At 75.8% G+C, this 14,030-nt stretch carries 10 protein-coding genes; 3 read left to right on the plus strand and 7 right to left on the minus strand.

Annotation, left to right across the window (positions count from 1 at the left end; translation table 11 throughout):
- The first annotated feature begins 383 nt into the window (after window positions 1-383).
- Window positions 384-1,544, plus strand: a complete 1,161-nt coding sequence (locus LPU61_RS21210; protein ID WP_229405834.1) for a DUF4157 domain-containing protein — start codon at window positions 384-386, stop codon at window positions 1,542-1,544.
- A gap of 75 nt (window positions 1,545-1,619) precedes the next feature.
- Here LPU61_RS21210 and LPU61_RS21215 read toward each other — a convergent pair whose 3' ends face one another.
- The 4 genes from LPU61_RS21215 to LPU61_RS21230 form a co-directional block, all read right to left on the minus strand.
- Window positions 1,620-3,785: an ATP-binding protein gene (locus tag LPU61_RS21215; protein WP_229405835.1), complete on the minus strand. Its 2,166-nt coding sequence runs from the start codon at window positions 3,783-3,785 to the stop codon at window positions 1,620-1,622.
- Window positions 3,782-4,504 (minus strand): DUF4255 domain-containing protein, encoded by a 723-nt coding sequence (locus tag LPU61_RS21220; protein ID WP_077935086.1) that lies wholly within the window; start codon window positions 4,502-4,504, stop codon window positions 3,782-3,784. The genes LPU61_RS21215 and LPU61_RS21220 overlap by 4 nt, the downstream gene beginning before the upstream one ends.
- Window positions 4,505-4,517: 13 nt before the next feature.
- A complete protein-coding gene (locus tag LPU61_RS21225) occupies window positions 4,518-7,568 on the minus strand; it encodes a DUF11 domain-containing protein (RefSeq protein WP_229405836.1) in 3,051 nt (1,016 codons plus the stop codon).
- A gap of 204 nt (window positions 7,569-7,772) precedes the next feature.
- On the minus strand, window positions 7,773-8,393 hold the full coding sequence (locus LPU61_RS21230; protein ID WP_043960738.1) for a response regulator transcription factor: 621 nt from the start codon (window positions 8,391-8,393) through the stop codon (window positions 7,773-7,775).
- 167 nt (window positions 8,394-8,560) lie between these two features.
- Here LPU61_RS21230 and LPU61_RS21235 point away from each other — a divergent pair, with 167 nt between their 5' ends.
- Window positions 8,561-9,868 (plus strand): hypothetical protein, encoded by a 1,308-nt coding sequence (locus tag LPU61_RS21235; RefSeq protein ID WP_043960737.1) that lies wholly within the window; start codon window positions 8,561-8,563, stop codon window positions 9,866-9,868.
- A gap of 33 nt (window positions 9,869-9,901) precedes the next feature.
- Here the strand turns inward: LPU61_RS21235 and argS are convergent, their stop codons facing one another.
- From argS to LPU61_RS21250, 3 genes are all read right to left on the minus strand, one after another.
- Window positions 9,902-11,632 carry an arginine--tRNA ligase gene (gene argS / locus LPU61_RS21240; RefSeq protein ID WP_043963525.1) on the minus strand — a complete coding sequence of 577 codons (1,731 nt, stop codon included), beginning with the start codon at window positions 11,630-11,632 and terminating at the stop codon, window positions 9,902-9,904.
- A gap of 317 nt (window positions 11,633-11,949) precedes the next feature.
- The gene (trpS, locus tag LPU61_RS21245; RefSeq protein ID WP_043960736.1) at window positions 11,950-13,008 is read right to left on the minus strand and encodes a tryptophan--tRNA ligase; all 1,059 of its coding nucleotides are present in this window, start codon (window positions 13,006-13,008) and stop codon (window positions 11,950-11,952) included.
- Window positions 13,009-13,104: 96 nt separating this feature from the next.
- On the minus strand, window positions 13,105-13,278 hold the full coding sequence (locus tag LPU61_RS21250; RefSeq protein ID WP_176734417.1) for a hypothetical protein: 174 nt from the start codon (window positions 13,276-13,278) through the stop codon (window positions 13,105-13,107).
- 92 nt (window positions 13,279-13,370) lie between these two features.
- On the opposite strand from LPU61_RS21250, the gene LPU61_RS21255 reads away from it, so the two are divergent.
- Window positions 13,371-13,619 (plus strand): SCO4848 family membrane protein, encoded by a 249-nt coding sequence (locus LPU61_RS21255; protein WP_043960735.1) that lies wholly within the window; start codon window positions 13,371-13,373, stop codon window positions 13,617-13,619.
- The last annotated feature ends 411 nt before the right edge of the window (window positions 13,620-14,030 follow it).

Genomic DNA, 14,030 nt, shown 5'->3' on the forward strand with positions numbered 1-14,030 from the left:
GAGCCGGCGGGAAGGTCCCTACGGGCCGCGCGGGGGCAGAGTCCCGCGCCGCAGGGGCAGGGGTGCGGGTGCCCGCCGGACGTGCGCCGCCCGGCGGGCACCCGTCCCGCAGGCCGGCCCGGTCGCACCGGCCTCTGATCCTGTCCGCGCGCACCTCGACCGGACCGCGGAGCCGGGACTACCGTGTACGTCGATGCCCGCCCTCGCAACGAGGAGGTGCCGACGTGCGCGCGCAGCGGCCCGCAGCGACATCCAGCTCACGCGAGGAGCGGCCCCGCCCCGCCCCACCCGGCGGCCGGCGCGGCGACGCACCCGCACCCGCACCCGGCGTCGGCGTCGCTGCGAGGCACAGCCCCGGGGAGATCCTCACGCTGCAACGAGCCGTGGGCAACCGCGCGGCGACCCGGGCCATCGAGCGCGACCGGCACGAGCACGGCGCGGGCTGCGGCCACGACGCCCCCGCCGTCCAGCGCTCCACCGTGCACGAGGTGCTGCGTGGCGGCGGGCGGCCGCTCGACGAGGCGACCCGGGTCGACATGGAGGCCCGGCTCGGGTCGGACTTCTCCGACGTGCGGATCCACGACGACACGACCGCGCGCACCTCGGCGGCCGAGCTGGGCGCGCGGGCGTACACGTCCGGCGACCACGTGGTGCTCGGCGAGGATGGCGGCGACCGGCACACCCTGGCCCACGAGCTGACCCACGTCATCCAGCAGCGGCTCGGCCCGGTCGCGGGCACCGACAACGGCTCCGGCCTGCGGGTCAGTGACCCGGGCGACCGGTTCGAACGGGAGGCCGAGGCCAACGCCCACCGCGCCCTCGCCACCGACGTCCCGGCGCAGGCCGACCCGGCCACCGTCGAGCTGCCCGCCCTCGCCGGCCCCGGCGCGCAGACCCCGGTGCAGCGGCTGCCGAAGGCGGAGGGCACCAGGGCGACCAACCGTAGCGAGCCGTACAGCGGCCGGGCCACCCGGTCGAAGTCCAAACCGGAGGCGGACCTCAACGCTCCCCGGCTGACCTTCACCTCCTCCTACACCGGCCCGGCCACCCAGCGACTGGACACGCGCCAGTCCATCGGGTTCACCCAGGTGGCCACCCTGCACCGGCCGGACAACGCGGCGCTGTCGGCGGCGACGCTCTACGACTTCCGGCAGGAGGTCACCGACCAGTTCGTCGCCTACACAGTGGACGAGGACGGCGAGGTGGGCTCCCCGCAGCGCGTCAACCGGCCCTGGGTGCAGGACGGGCCGTACCGCCCGAACTACTCCAACCCGGTCATCCAAACCATGCCGGCGGCCATCGTCTTCAACGACGATCCGGGCTTCTCCACCACCAGCGCGATCGGCGAGGGCAGCTGGCTCGCCGAGTACGAGGTGCGGTTCCGGTGGCGGGTCAGGCGGCGGGACGTGGAGAGCCAGACCTGGGTCAGCAGCCCGGAGATGGTGCACACCCTCACCTCCGACTTCGACCCGGACGACCCGCCGCAGAGCGGCGCGATCGACCACGCCGCCGCCGGCGACCACGAGTGGACCGTCTCGCTCTGACCGGGTCGCGCCGGTCGTCGCGGTGACCGTGCCGTCCCCAGCCGCGTCCAGCGCGTGCCCGCCGGGCGCGGCGGGTCAGCGACGGTGCGGCACCCGGCCGGTCGGTGTGTCTCGGGGCAGCACCAGGCGGCCCAACTTGCGGTACTCGCGCTGGGCGGCGGCCACCAGCATCGCCATCGTCACCGGGCCGCCCGCCTCGGCGGCCAGATAGCCGGCGCTGACCACGCACGCCCGGATACCGCCCCCGCTCAGCTCGAAGTCCCGCGCGCAGCGGTCCAGGTCGACGTCGTCGGCCCGGGGCAGCTCGCCGCCGAGACAGCGGTCCCACAACGCCCGCCGCTGCGCCGCGTCCGGGGTCGGGAAGTCCACGACGACGTCGAGCCGGCGCAGGAACGCCTCGTCCAGGTTGGCCCGCAGGTTCGTGGTCAGCACCGCCACGCCGTCGAACGACTCCATCCGCTGCAACAGGTACGCGCTCTCCAGGTTCGCGTACCGGTCGTGGGCGTCGCTGACCTCCGATCGCTTGCCGAAGATCGCGTCGGCCTCGTCGAACAGCAGCACCCCGTTCACCCCGGCCGCCTCGGTGAAGATCCGCTCCAGGTTCTTCTCGGTCTGACCCACGTACTTGTCGACGACGGTGGACAGGTCCACCACGTACAGGTCGAGCCCCAGGTCGGCGGCGACCACCTCGGCGGACATCGTCTTGCCCGTGCCGGAGTCCCCGGCGAACAGGGCGGTCACCCCGTGGCCCCGCCCGCCGCCGGGGCGCAGCCGCCAGCCGCCCAGCACCTGCTCGCGGTGGCGGACCCGCAGCGCCAGCTCGGTGAGCTGCTCCCGCACCGGGGCCGGGAGGACCAGGTCGTCCCAGCCGACGGCGGGCTCCACCCGCCGGGCCAGCTTCTCCAGCGCCGCCGCGTTCTGCGAGCGCACCCCGGCCCGTACGTGCCGGGCGGCGACCCGGTCGGCACCGTCGAGCACCGCCTGCTGCGCCGCCGCGACCGCCGCCCGCCGCGTCTGGTCGGGCGACAGCACGTACGCCGACAGCTCCCGCTCCGGGTCGACATCGTCCGCCAGCCGCGTCGACCGGCCGGCCAGGGTGTCCCGCCACAGCCGGGCCCGCTCTGCTGCCCCGACCGGGTGGGCGGTCACCAGCAGCGGGGACTCCTCCGCCCAGTGCGGATCCCAGCGCAGCCGCCCGGTGAGCAGCACCGGCACCGGGAGGCCGGCGAGCCGGCGCAGCAGCCGGGCGGGGGCCGCGCCCGCCGCCGGGTCGAGGGCGTCGACCGGGCCGAAGACCAGCCCGGCCCGCCGCAGCCGGGCCTCCCGCACCGCGCAGGCCAGGGCCTCCTCCGGCGCGGGGTCGACGCCCAACACGTCCAGGTCGAGGGCGAGGACGCCCCGACCGGCCGCAGCGAGGGCGGCGGCGGCCACCTCGTCGGCCGCCCCGCCGGGCTCCTCGCGCAGGTAGGCCAACCGGTCACCGGCGCGGATCGCCGCCGCCAACCCGGCGGCCACCGGCCCCGCCGACGCCCCCGGCCGACCCGACCGACGGAGCAGGCCGTCGAGCCGCTCGTCCACGCCGGCGTGCCCGAGCAGGTGCCCGGCCACCCGGTCCGGCACCCGCAGTGAACGGGTCAGGAAGGGCCGGTCGGGCTCCTCGACCAGGAGCAGTCCCCCGGCCACCAGCGGCCCGGTGTCGGCGAGGCGGGCGCGGGCCGGGCCGGCGGCCGGGGAGACGCCGCAGAGCGACAGGGCCAGCCCCGTCGTGGCGCGGCGGCGCGTCACGTCGTCGTTGAGGTAGCCGTACAGCTTCTCGTAGCGCCGGTCCAGGTCGGGCAGGAGCGCGATCAGCAGCACCTCCACGTCCAGCGGGCCCAGCCGGAACTCCTCGGCCACCTCCCGCAGCGGCACCCGGGCGCCCGCCGCCCGGGCCCCGTCGGCCCACCGGTCGGCCGTCTCCACCGCCTCCGCCGCGATCTCGTCGGGGACGGGCGGGGCCGGGCCGTCGGCGAGCCGCCAGGCGTCGTCGTCGGAGACGTGCAGCCCGCGTAGCGGGTCGTCCGGGGCCGGGTCCGCCGCGCGGGCCGCCGCGACGGCCCGCCGGACCCGCTGCTCCACGAGGAACAGCCGGGCCCGCAGGTACGTGGTGCCGGCCGGCTCGACCCGATCGGACCGCCGGGCACCGGAAGGTGGGCCCTCCGGCGCGGCCGCACCGGGCTCCGCCTCGACGGCAGCGCTCACCGCCGGCCGCCCCGGATGGGCCCGCCCGTGCCCTGCCGGCGCTGCCGCTCGGCTGCGGTGCCCCGCGCCCGACGTACGCCGATCGGGGTCGTGGTGTCCACCGGCTCGGGGTGGCGCAGCCGCCGCGTCTCCCCGCCCGCGACGGGCTCGGCCCGGTCGGCGGCGCGCAGCCGGAGCCCGTCGGTGACGGGCTGGGCGGCGAAGGTCGCGGACGCCGCGATCGGCGTGGTCACCACCAGGTCCAGCGACGGCTTCAGCGAACCGCCGAGGGCCGACCAGATGTCGGCGAGCCCCCGGTCCCGCGACGGCGGCACCGCGACGCTCATCGGCACGGTCAGCCCCAGCGCGGCCAGCCCGCCGACGAGCCGGGACGGCGGCAGCACGTCGTGCACGACCAGCCCGGCCAGCAGCACCGACAGCAGCCGGTGCTCGTCCTGCGGCTGCGCCGTCCACGCCGTCACCAGGTACGACAGGGCGAAGTACCGGGGCGGGCGGTGCTCGGCGACGACCGCGCCGTCGGCGTCGTACTCCTCGACCCGGCCCTCCCGACGGTGGGTCATCTCCTCGCGTACGTCGTAGAGGAACAGGTTCACCGTCGGGGCGTTGCGGCGGGCCTCCCACTCCCGGGTCGGCGCGTCGAAGGCGAGCTGCACGTCGGTGCCGGCGAGCATCTCCTCGGTCAGCAGCGCGTGCAGCGCCTCGTCCACCTCGTGGATCATCCTCGTCGTCCCCTCACCAGCCACGGAACAGCAGGCCGGGCGGCTGCTGGGCGGGCAGGATCACCCGGAAGTCGGTGCGGACGGTGCCGAACCCCGCGCCGGTGGCCAGGATCCTTCGAGGGCCGAGCTGGTCGCGCGGCACCACCAGCAGCTGCGCGGCGAAGGTGCCGTCGGCCGCCGGCACGGCCGGATTCGCGGCCGCGGTCAGGCCGACGTCCCAGGCCAGCCGCACCGGCACGCCGGGCGGGAAGTCGGTGCCCCGGACCGAGGTGACGAAGCCGGGCGGCCCGATGGCCGGCACGGCGACGATCCGGGGCTGCAGCACCCGGAACGGCGCCTGGGCGGTGTCGTCGAGACCCCCGTCGGCGGCCACCGTGCCGCGCACCGTCATCGACGTGGCCGCGCCCGGGGCCAGCACGAACTCCAGGGACCGGCGGGCGCCCGGGGCGAGGTCGGGGACCGGGCAGGAGGTCGCGGAGCACCCCGCCGGCCTGCTGCGCACCGGCACCCCCGCCGGCAGGGCGGGGGTGATCCGGATGCCGGTCGCCGGCCGGCCGCCGGTGTTGCGGACCGTGTAGGTCACCGTGACCGTCCCACCCACGTACGCCGGGACGGGGTCGACCGTGACCGTGATGTCGAGGCCCGCCGCCGGTGGGCTGGTGGGCGGCGGGCCCGTCGGGGTCGGCGTCGGGGTGGCCGGGGGCGGGGTGGTCGTCGGCGGGGGGACCGGGACGACCGTCACCGGCACCGACGCCGTGTTGTCCGACGGCCGGGCGTCGGCCGTCCAACCACCGACCGTCCACTCCAGCGGGTACGTCCCGGCGGTCACCCCGGTCAGCTCCACGCGTACCCGCACCGTGTTGCCCAGCCCGATCGGCCCCAGGTCGCAACCCGGCGGGGCGAGCTGGCAGGAGCCCACCTCCGGCTCCAGCGCGGTGACCCGGACCCCGTCGGGCACCCGCAGGTCGAGGCGGACGTTCGCCGCCGGGGTCGGCCCCCGGTCGGTCACCGTCAACGTCAGCGTCGTCCGCTCGCCGACCCGCACCGGCGCGGGCGGCTCCGCCACGTCCGTGGCCAGGTCCACCGACCGCTGCCAGGTCGGCTTCCGGTGCCGGCCGGGGAACTCCCAGGTCAGCCCGTCGAAGACGGCGGTGTCGAAGTCGTACGTCTTGACGTACTCGGGGCTGGCCGGGTCGGTGTACCGGCGCGAGTTGAGGGCGAGCCGGTGCCCGTCCGGCGACCAGGCGACGTCCCGGGGCCGGTGCGGGCCGTCCGGCGGGGCGACCAGCGGGCCGGCGCAGCCCGCCCCGGGGGTCTGCGGCGCCAGCACCCGGCAGTCGTCGCCGTCGGTGCCGGTGACGACCAGCCCGTCGGGGCCCCGCCCGAACGCGATCCGGCCGCCGTCCGGGGAGAAGCTCGGGCCGTAGTCCGCCCCGACGCACCCGGGGCAGCCGACGGCGGTCAGGTCCCGCTGCCCGCTGCCGTCGCGGGCGTCGACCGTCCACACGTGACTGTCGGCCGCCGCCCCGTCCGGCTGGCCCCGCACCAGGGCCAGCGTCGACCCGTCCGGCGACCAGGCCGGCTGGCTGTCGGAGCGGTCCGGATCGCCGCCCGACCCGACGGTGAGCAGGTGCTCCCCGGTGGTCACGTTTGCCACCACCACCCGGCTGGGCCCGCCCGGCCCGGCCAGCGCGTACGCGACGCGGGTGCCGTCCGGCGACCACACCGGGTCGGTCTCGACGTCGGCGGCACCGCGACCGGCGAGGGGAAGCAGCCGGGGATTTCCGCCGTCGGCGTCGACGATCCAGAGGCGGGACACCCGGTTGCCGCCCACGGTCTCGAACCGGTTCACCACGATCCGCCGGCCGTCCGGCGAGTAGTCGGGGCGGGCCGTCCACGGGTCGCCGTCGACGGGCCGCCACAGCAGGTCCGGATCCGTCGCCGCCCCCGGGTCCTCCCGCAGCACGGTCAGCCCCAGGTCACGGGGGTCGGTGGCGTCGGGACGGACGTCCTGCAACGTCACCGTGTACCGGTCCGGTGCGGTCGTCCGGCTGACCACCAGCGCCGGCGCGCCGGCACCCGGCGGGACGTACCAGGCGGGATCGCCGACGAGGCGGTCCTCGGCGAGGCGGAGCACCGCCTCGCACGGGCACCAGTCGGGGCGCGGCACCCCCGTGTAGACCAGGTCGGACGCCCCCCGCGTGCCGTCGTCGGTGGTCCGGCTCAGGAACGCCAGGGTCGTCCCGTCCGGCGACCAGCTCGGCTGGTGGCTGTCCCACGACGGGGCGAGCAGCAGCCGGTCGTCGCCCCCGACGGTGTTGATCAGGTGGATCTGCCGGGCGTCCGGGTCCTGCGGCGCGGCGGTGTACGCGATCCGGTCGTGCGCCGGGTCCGGATCCCACGCGGGCTCCCCGGCCCCCTCCGGCCGGGCGGTCAGCGCGGTCACCGGCCCGCCGTCGACCGGCACCCGGTGCACCTGCGGCACGCCCGCGTCGTCGCGCCGCTCGAACGCCAGCGTCGTGCCGTCGGGTGACCAGGTGGGCCGGCGGTTGTCGTTGGTGCCGTCGGTGACCTGCCGCAGCCCGGTGCCGTCGACGCCGACCACGAAGATGTCGTGCCAGCTCCCCACGCCCTCCCGGGTCTGCTCGAAGGCGACCCGGGTGCCGTCCGGCGACACCGACGGCGCCCCGGCCACCTGCACCGGGTCGTCGACCAGGCAGGTCGGCTCCCCCGAGCCACGGCGCATCCAGAGCTGGGCCAGCTCCGACCCGCGCCGGCTGACCCAGACGACCACGTCCCCCGTGGCGGACACCTCGTCGTCGAAGTGCGCCGGGCCGCCGCCGAACAACGGCGGCGCGGTCGCCTCCGCCCCGGTGCCGGAGACCACGCCGATGCTGCGGTGCCCGGTGCCCAGGTATGCCACCCGCAGGTCGGTGACCGGCGGCGGGTCGGCCGGCTCGGCGTACGACGCCCGGTCGGGCGGGACGCCCAGCGCCCACGCGCCCAGCAACGCGGCGACCGCCGTCGCGGCGGCGACGAGGGGAGACCTTCGGGTGGGACGCAATCGGCACCTCGACGGGAGACGGCGGGCGGGCGGCCACGTCGCGCAGGGCCCAGAGGGCCATCGTGGCCGCCCGCCGTCGCCCGGCACAGGGACCGCCGGCCAGGGACCGGGGCAGAACCGCCGCCGGTACGGGCAACACCCGCCCGCACCGGCGACCCCGGCCCCGCCCCGGCCGGCCCGCCGGTGCGGCCCGGATCCGGCCGCTCAGATCAGGTCGTGCCGCAGCGCGTACGCCACCGCGTGCGCCCGGTTGCGCAGGTGCAGCCGGGTCGTCATGCCGTGCACCACGTTCTTCACCGTGCGCTCCGAATACGACAGCTTCGCCGCGATCTCCCGCGTCTCGAACCCGTCGGCGACGAGCCGCAGCACGTCCACCTCCCGCGAGCTCAGCCCGCCCAGGCTCAGCCCGCGCGGGTCGAGCACCTCCCGCTGGAGCCGGCGCATCTGGTTCAGCAGCCGACCGAGCAGGTCGGCGGGGACGCTCCCCTCGCCCCGCGCCGCCGACAGGATCACCTCGACCAGGCGGCCGGCGGACGCCTCGCTGCGGCGTACCACCCCCACCACCCCGCACTCGACGGCGGCCGACAGCTGGGCGTCGTCGATGGTGGCCGGCACCAGCACCAGTCGGTTCTGCTCCCGGCGCAGCCGCCGCAGGGCCTGCACCACCGGCGGGGTCAGGCTGTCCACGACGACCAGGGTGACCGCCGCCTCGGCGGCGTCCGCCTGGGCCAGGACCCTGACCTCGGGACGACCCGTGAGCTGCCCCGTCACGCCCGTCCACGAGATCGGATCCGTCGCGTGCACGTAGACCGGTATCCGCTGCATCCTCGCCTCCTCTCCCCGTGCCGACGGCCGGCGGGCCGACGGCACGGCGAGTATGGGCGCGGTGTCTTTGCGTGTACTTAACGTCGCCCGGCGGGCAGCGACCTCTGCCCGCCGTCGTACCCCGATGGCCCCTGACAGGCCGCAGAAGCGCTCCTACGCTCCAGCAGATGCGCGCATCGGCGAATCTGGCCAGCACCTCCGTGAGCGTCGCCCCCGGCGGCGAGGTCGAGGTCCCGGTCACCGTGCGGAACGCCGGCGACACGGTCGAGGCGTACCGGTTCGAGATCCTCGGCGTGCCGGGCGAGTGGGTGACCGTGCAGCCGCCCACGCTCAACCTCTACCCGGCGGGCTCGGACACCGTCACGGTCACCTTCCGCCCGCCCCGCTCCGCCCGGGTGGACGCCGGCGACCGGCCCTTCGGCGTCCGCGTGGTCCCCGCCGAATACCCCGACTCCGCCGTGGTGGAGGAGGGCATCCTCACCGTCGAGCCGTTCTCCGAGCTGGCCGCGCAGGTGCAGCCGCCGTCGCGCAGCGGGTTGCGCGGGGCCCGCTACCGCATCGACACCGACAACCTCGGCAACGTCACCGAGCAGGTCGGCCTCGCCGCCGCCGAGGGCACCGACCAGGTGACGTTCGCGCTGCCCGCCGAGCCGGTCACCGTGCCCAACGGCACCCGCGCCGAGACCCCCCTCCGGGTACGCGCCCGCCGGCTGCTCTGGTGGGGCGCGCCGAAGGAGTACCCGTTCGCCGTCGAGCTGCGCACCTCGGACGGCCGGGCCCGTGGCCTCGACGCCGTCTTCGTCCAGCGCCCGATCATCTCGGCCGGGCTGCTGAAGCTGCTGGCGGCCCTGCTTGCGCTGCTCCTGGCGCTGCTGGCCCTCTGGTTCGGGCTGCTGCGCCCGCAGGTGGAGACCGCCGCCCGGGAGGCGGTGGAGGCGGAGCAGGCCCGGCAGGTCGCGCGGGGCGAGCCGGTGCCCAGCGCCGCGCCGAACCCGGCCCCGACGACCACCCCGCCCGGTGCCGGCACCCCGGGCGGCGGGACCCCCGGCGACGGCAGCACCGACGGCAGCGGGGTGGGCGGCCCCGCCGGTGCCGGTGGCCTCGGCGGGGAGCAGTTCTCCGTCGCCATCACCTTCCGCACCAGCCCCAACGGCTCGGCGGAGCGCAGCTACACCGTCCCGGCGGGCAAGACGTTCCTGCTCACCGACTTCCTGGTCGACAACGTGCAGGGGGACGAGGGCACGCTGACGGTCACCGCGAACCAGGTGCGGGTCGTCACCTACGCCCTGGAGAACTTCCGCAACCAGGACTACCACTCGGTCACCCCGATCCGCGTTCCCGCCCGGGGCCGGGTGACCCTCACGGTGGTCTGCCGCCGCCCCGGCACCCCGGCCAACGCCCCCCGCGCCACCACCTGCCGCGAGTCGCTCTACCTCAACGGCATCCTCCGGGACAACCCGGACCCGGAGGACTGACCGTGAGCGCCTGGCCGCCGCTTTCCGCGCGCCTCACATCCGTTCCGGGGTGCGGATGCCCAGCAGGTCCAGGCCCTGCCGCAGCACCCGCGCGGTCAGCCCGCACAGCACCAGCCGGCCCTCCCGGACGGCCCCCTCCGCGCGCAGCACCGGGCACCGCTCGTAGAACGCGCTGAACGCCGCGGCCACCCGGTGCAGGTGGCCGGCGAGCTGGTGAAACTCCAACGTCCGTTCCACCTCGACCACCACCGGGGCGAAGCCGAGCAGCGCGAACACCAGTGCGCGCTCCGCCGGGTCCGCCAGCGGCACCCGTGCGGCTTCCACCGCCGCCGGCAGCCCGTCCGCCCCCGCCCGCCGGAAGAGCGACCGGATCCGCGCGTACGCGTACTGCAGGTAGGGGGCGGTGTTGCCGTCCAGGGACAGCATCCGGTCCCAGTCGAAGACGTAGTCCCGGTGCCGGTCGGTCGCGAGGTCCGCGTACTTCACCGCGCCGATGCCGACCGCCCGGCCCACCTCGGCCACTTCCGCGGCATCCAGCCCGGGATTCTTGCGCCGGGCCAACTCGGTGGCCCGCGCCACCGCCTCGTCCAGCAGGTCGGCCAGCTTGACCGGGGCGCCTGCCCGGCTGCGGAGCATCCGCCCGTCGGCGCCGAGGACCGAGCCGAAGCCCACATGTTCGGCGCGGGCCGCCCCGGGCAGCCAGCCGGCCGCAGCGGCTACCGCGAAGACCATTTCGAAGTGCCGCCGTTGCGGCAGGCCCACCACGTACAGCAGCCGGGTGGCTCCCAGCTCGCCGGTCCGGTACCGCAGCGCGGCCAGGTCCGTGGCCGGATAGCCGTACCCGCCGTCCCGCTTGCGGACGATCAGCGGCAGCGGCTCCCCGTCCCGGCCCACCGAGCCGGGCGGGAAGACGCAGGCGGCGCCGTCGCTGTCCCGGAGCAGCCCGAGCCGGTCCAGCTCCTCGACCACCGGGCCGAGCATCGGCTGGTAGCGGCTCTCCCCCTGGAAGTCCCGTTCGGTGAGCGTCACGTCCAACGCCCGGTACACCCCCAGGAAGTAACCCTCCGACCGGCCGACCAGCAGCCGCCACAGCCGTACCGTCCGCTCGTCGCCGGCCTGCAGGGCGACCACCCGCAGCCGGGACCGGGCCCGGAACCCCTCGTCCGCGTCGAACTTCGCTCGCGCGGCCCGGTAGAACGAGTCCAGGTCGCCCACCGACAGCTCGGCCGCCCCGTCGGCCTCCCCGAGGTCCAGCAGGTGCTCGATCAGCATCCCGAACGGCGTCCCCCAGTCGCCCAGGTGGTTGGCCCGGATCACCCGGTGGCCCCGCCACCGCAGCAGCCGGGCCGTCGCGTCCCCGATGATCGTGGACCGCAGGTGGCCGACGTGCATCTCCTTCGCCACGTTCGGTGCCGAGTAGTCGATCAGCACCGTCTCCGGTCCGGCGACGCGCGGCACGCCGAGCCGGGGATCGCCGACGAGCCCGGCGACCGCCGCGCCGAGGGCCTGGTCGGCGACGGTCAGGTTGATGAAGCCCGGCCCCGACACCTCCGCCGCCGCGCACAGGTCGCCCAGGACCGCCCGGCCCAGCACCTCTGCGGCGATCGCGCGGGGCGGGCGGCCGAGCCGCCGGGCCAGCGCCAGGGCCGCGTCCGACTGGTAGTCGGCGTGCGCCGAGCGCCGCACGGCCGGGTCGACCGGGGCGCCGGCCACCGCCGTGAACGCGGGCGCCAGCCGGTCGGCCAGCAACTGCTCCAGATCCATGGGTACGCCGATCTCGCTCGGGCCCGCCGTCGGACGGACCACCGGAAGGGACTCCGACGGAGCGAGAGCCTGATCGGGTACGCGACCGGCGGCTCGATCCGCCGGTCGCAGGAGAACGTGGGTCAGCTCAGCGTCGACGGGGGCTCGTCCGAGCCCGGCGTCGCTCGCGGCGCACCGATCCGACCGGGGCGTCCTGGGACGCGTCGGCGGTGGCGTGGCTGCCGCGGCTGATCACGTGGCGGAGCATAGCCGGCCGGCCCGGTGGACGCTGCCGCGTTTCCCGCTCCGGCCAGCCCGCTCCCGGCGTACCCGACAGGTCAGGTCCGGGTGCCCGCGGCCCGGCGGGCGCGCTCGGCCCGCCGCCGCACCTGCTGGTACGCCCCCGTCAGCCCCATCGCCCGACGGACCTCGACCAGGGTGCGCCGCACCTCGGCCCGGGTCCGCTCCGTGCCGTCGACGATGAGCTGGTCGACCAGGCCGGCGTCGGCCTCGATCCGGGCCCGCCGTTCCCGGATCGGGTCGAGGAACCGGTTCAGCGCCACCGCGAGCTGCTCCTTGACCTCGACGTCGCCGACCCGGCCGGCCCGGTACCGCTCCTTCAGGTCCGCCACCTGCGCCCGGTCGGGGTTGAACACGTCGTGGTACGCGAACACCGGGTTCCCCTCCACCGTGCCCGGGACGTCCGCGCGCACCCGGTTCGGGTCGGTGTACATCCCCATGACAGCCCGGCGGACGGTGGCCGCGTCGGCGGAGAGCGAGATCGTGTTGCCCAGGCTCTTGCTCATCTTCCGCCGGCCGTCCGTGCCGACCAGCGACGGCGTCTCGGCGGCGATCGTCTCCGGCACGGGGAAGACCTCCCCGTAGAGGTGGTTGAACCGGCGGGCGATCTCCCGGGTCACCTCGACGTGCGCCGCGTTGTCCTTCCCGACGGGCACCACCTGCCCCTTCACGCAGAGGATGTCGGCGGCCTGGAGGACGGGATAGCCGAGCAGTCCGTACGGCATCTCCTCCTTGCCGGCGGCCCGGGCCATGTCCTTGAGCGACGGCACCCGTTCCAGCCGGGGCACGGTCACCAGGTTCTGCAGCAGGGTGTTCAGGTCGCCGACCTCGGGGATGGCCGACTGGAGGTAGAACGTGGCCCGCGCGGGGTCGACGCCGGCGGCGAGGATGTCCGTGACCATCTCCCGGGCGTTGCGGGACACCGCGGCGATGTCCTCGCGGGTGTTGCGGGTGGTCAGCATGTGCAGGTCGGCGATGATGAAGAAGCTTTCGTAACGCTGGTGCAGCCGCACCCGGTTGGCGATGCTGCCGACGTAGTGGCCGAGGTGCAGCCGCCCGGTCGGGCGGTCACCGGTGAGCATCCGTGCGACGGACATGGGGATGTGCCTTTCGTGCCGTGGAAGCGGTGGGAGGCGCGCGGGCGCGCACCGACCTCGGGCGAATGCCCGTCGGAGGTCGGGTGGATCGGCTCGTCAGATCAGGGAGCCGGTGCGCCATCGCCCGCCGGCGCGGAACCGCAGTCCGCCGGCACGCAGGACGTCCAGGATGCGCTCGCGGCCGTCGCCGGAGCTGCCGGGCGGCACCGGCGCGGCACCCACCGGGAGGCCGTCGACGGCCTCCGGCGCGAGGGTGCAGGGCCGGACCACGCTTCCACGATAGACCGCCAGGCCGCCGTCCGTGCGCCCCTCACAGACCAAACGGGGTACGCGTCGCGGGCCCGCTGGCATACTCGCGGACCATGGTGTTGTCGCGCGGCTGGGCGCTCTTCCTCGTCGGGGTCGGCGTGTGGACGTGGGTGATCTGGCCCCGGTTCGCCGTCGCCATCTGGAACGACCCCCGCGCGTGGGCCGGCGGCGTCGTGGGCGAGGGGACGCCCACCGGGTTCCTCTGGATCCACGCCCTGTTGATCGCGGCGTCGCTGGCGATCGGCACCACGGTCGGTGTCCTCGGCGTACGGGGCTGGCGGGGCGCCCGAAGCCGGGGCTGACCCGCTGAGCTGCGGGTATCTTCGGTCACGAATGGTGTGACGCGGGCCTCTACCCCCCGATTTGACGTTGAAACCCCGGGACGCGTAACTTTCTCTCTGCCAGCGCGGAACGGACGAAACAGGGCGAAAGTCCTGGGAGGCCGGAGCGCCGGACAGCACAGCTCGACCCTCCGGGGGCGAGCCGGGCGGGGCCACCGGATCTGCCGCAGGGCGGATTTGGAGCGGCGAAACCGACCGGGTAAGGTTGACGATCGGCGGGGAACCGGGCGAGATCGTGGGAGACCACGACGGCCGGCCTGCCAAATCCGATGATCACGAGCAGTGGTTCGCCGCTGCGCGCGCTCACCGGTGCCGGATCCGTACGAAGCACGACAGACCGGGACACACGGTTTGACACGGCAGAGACGGTGA

Origin of the sequence: Micromonospora sp. NBRC 110038, from assembly GCF_020884815.1 — a bacterium.
Taxonomy (GTDB): domain Bacteria; phylum Actinomycetota; class Actinomycetes; order Mycobacteriales; family Micromonosporaceae; genus Micromonospora; species Micromonospora haikouensis.

Bases quoted from the DNA above. Each gene is read 5' to 3' on its own strand.
- trpS (WP_043960736.1), bottom strand. From the start codon at position 13,008: ATGTCCGTCGCACGGATGCTCACCGGTGACCGCCCGACCGGGCGGCTG.
- argS (WP_043963525.1), bottom strand. From the start codon at position 11,632: ATGGATCTGGAGCAGTTGCTGGCCGACCGGCTGGCGCCCGCGTTCACG.
- LPU61_RS21230 (WP_043960738.1), bottom strand. From the start codon at position 8,393: ATGCAGCGGATACCGGTCTACGTGCACGCGACGGATCCGATCTCGTGG.
- LPU61_RS21235 (WP_043960737.1), top strand. From the start codon at position 8,561: ATGCGCGCATCGGCGAATCTGGCCAGCACCTCCGTGAGCGTCGCCCCC.
- LPU61_RS21255 (WP_043960735.1), top strand. From the start codon at position 13,371: ATGGTGTTGTCGCGCGGCTGGGCGCTCTTCCTCGTCGGGGTCGGCGTG.
- LPU61_RS21220 (WP_077935086.1), bottom strand. From the start codon at position 4,504: ATGATCCACGAGGTGGACGAGGCGCTGCACGCGCTGCTGACCGAGGAG.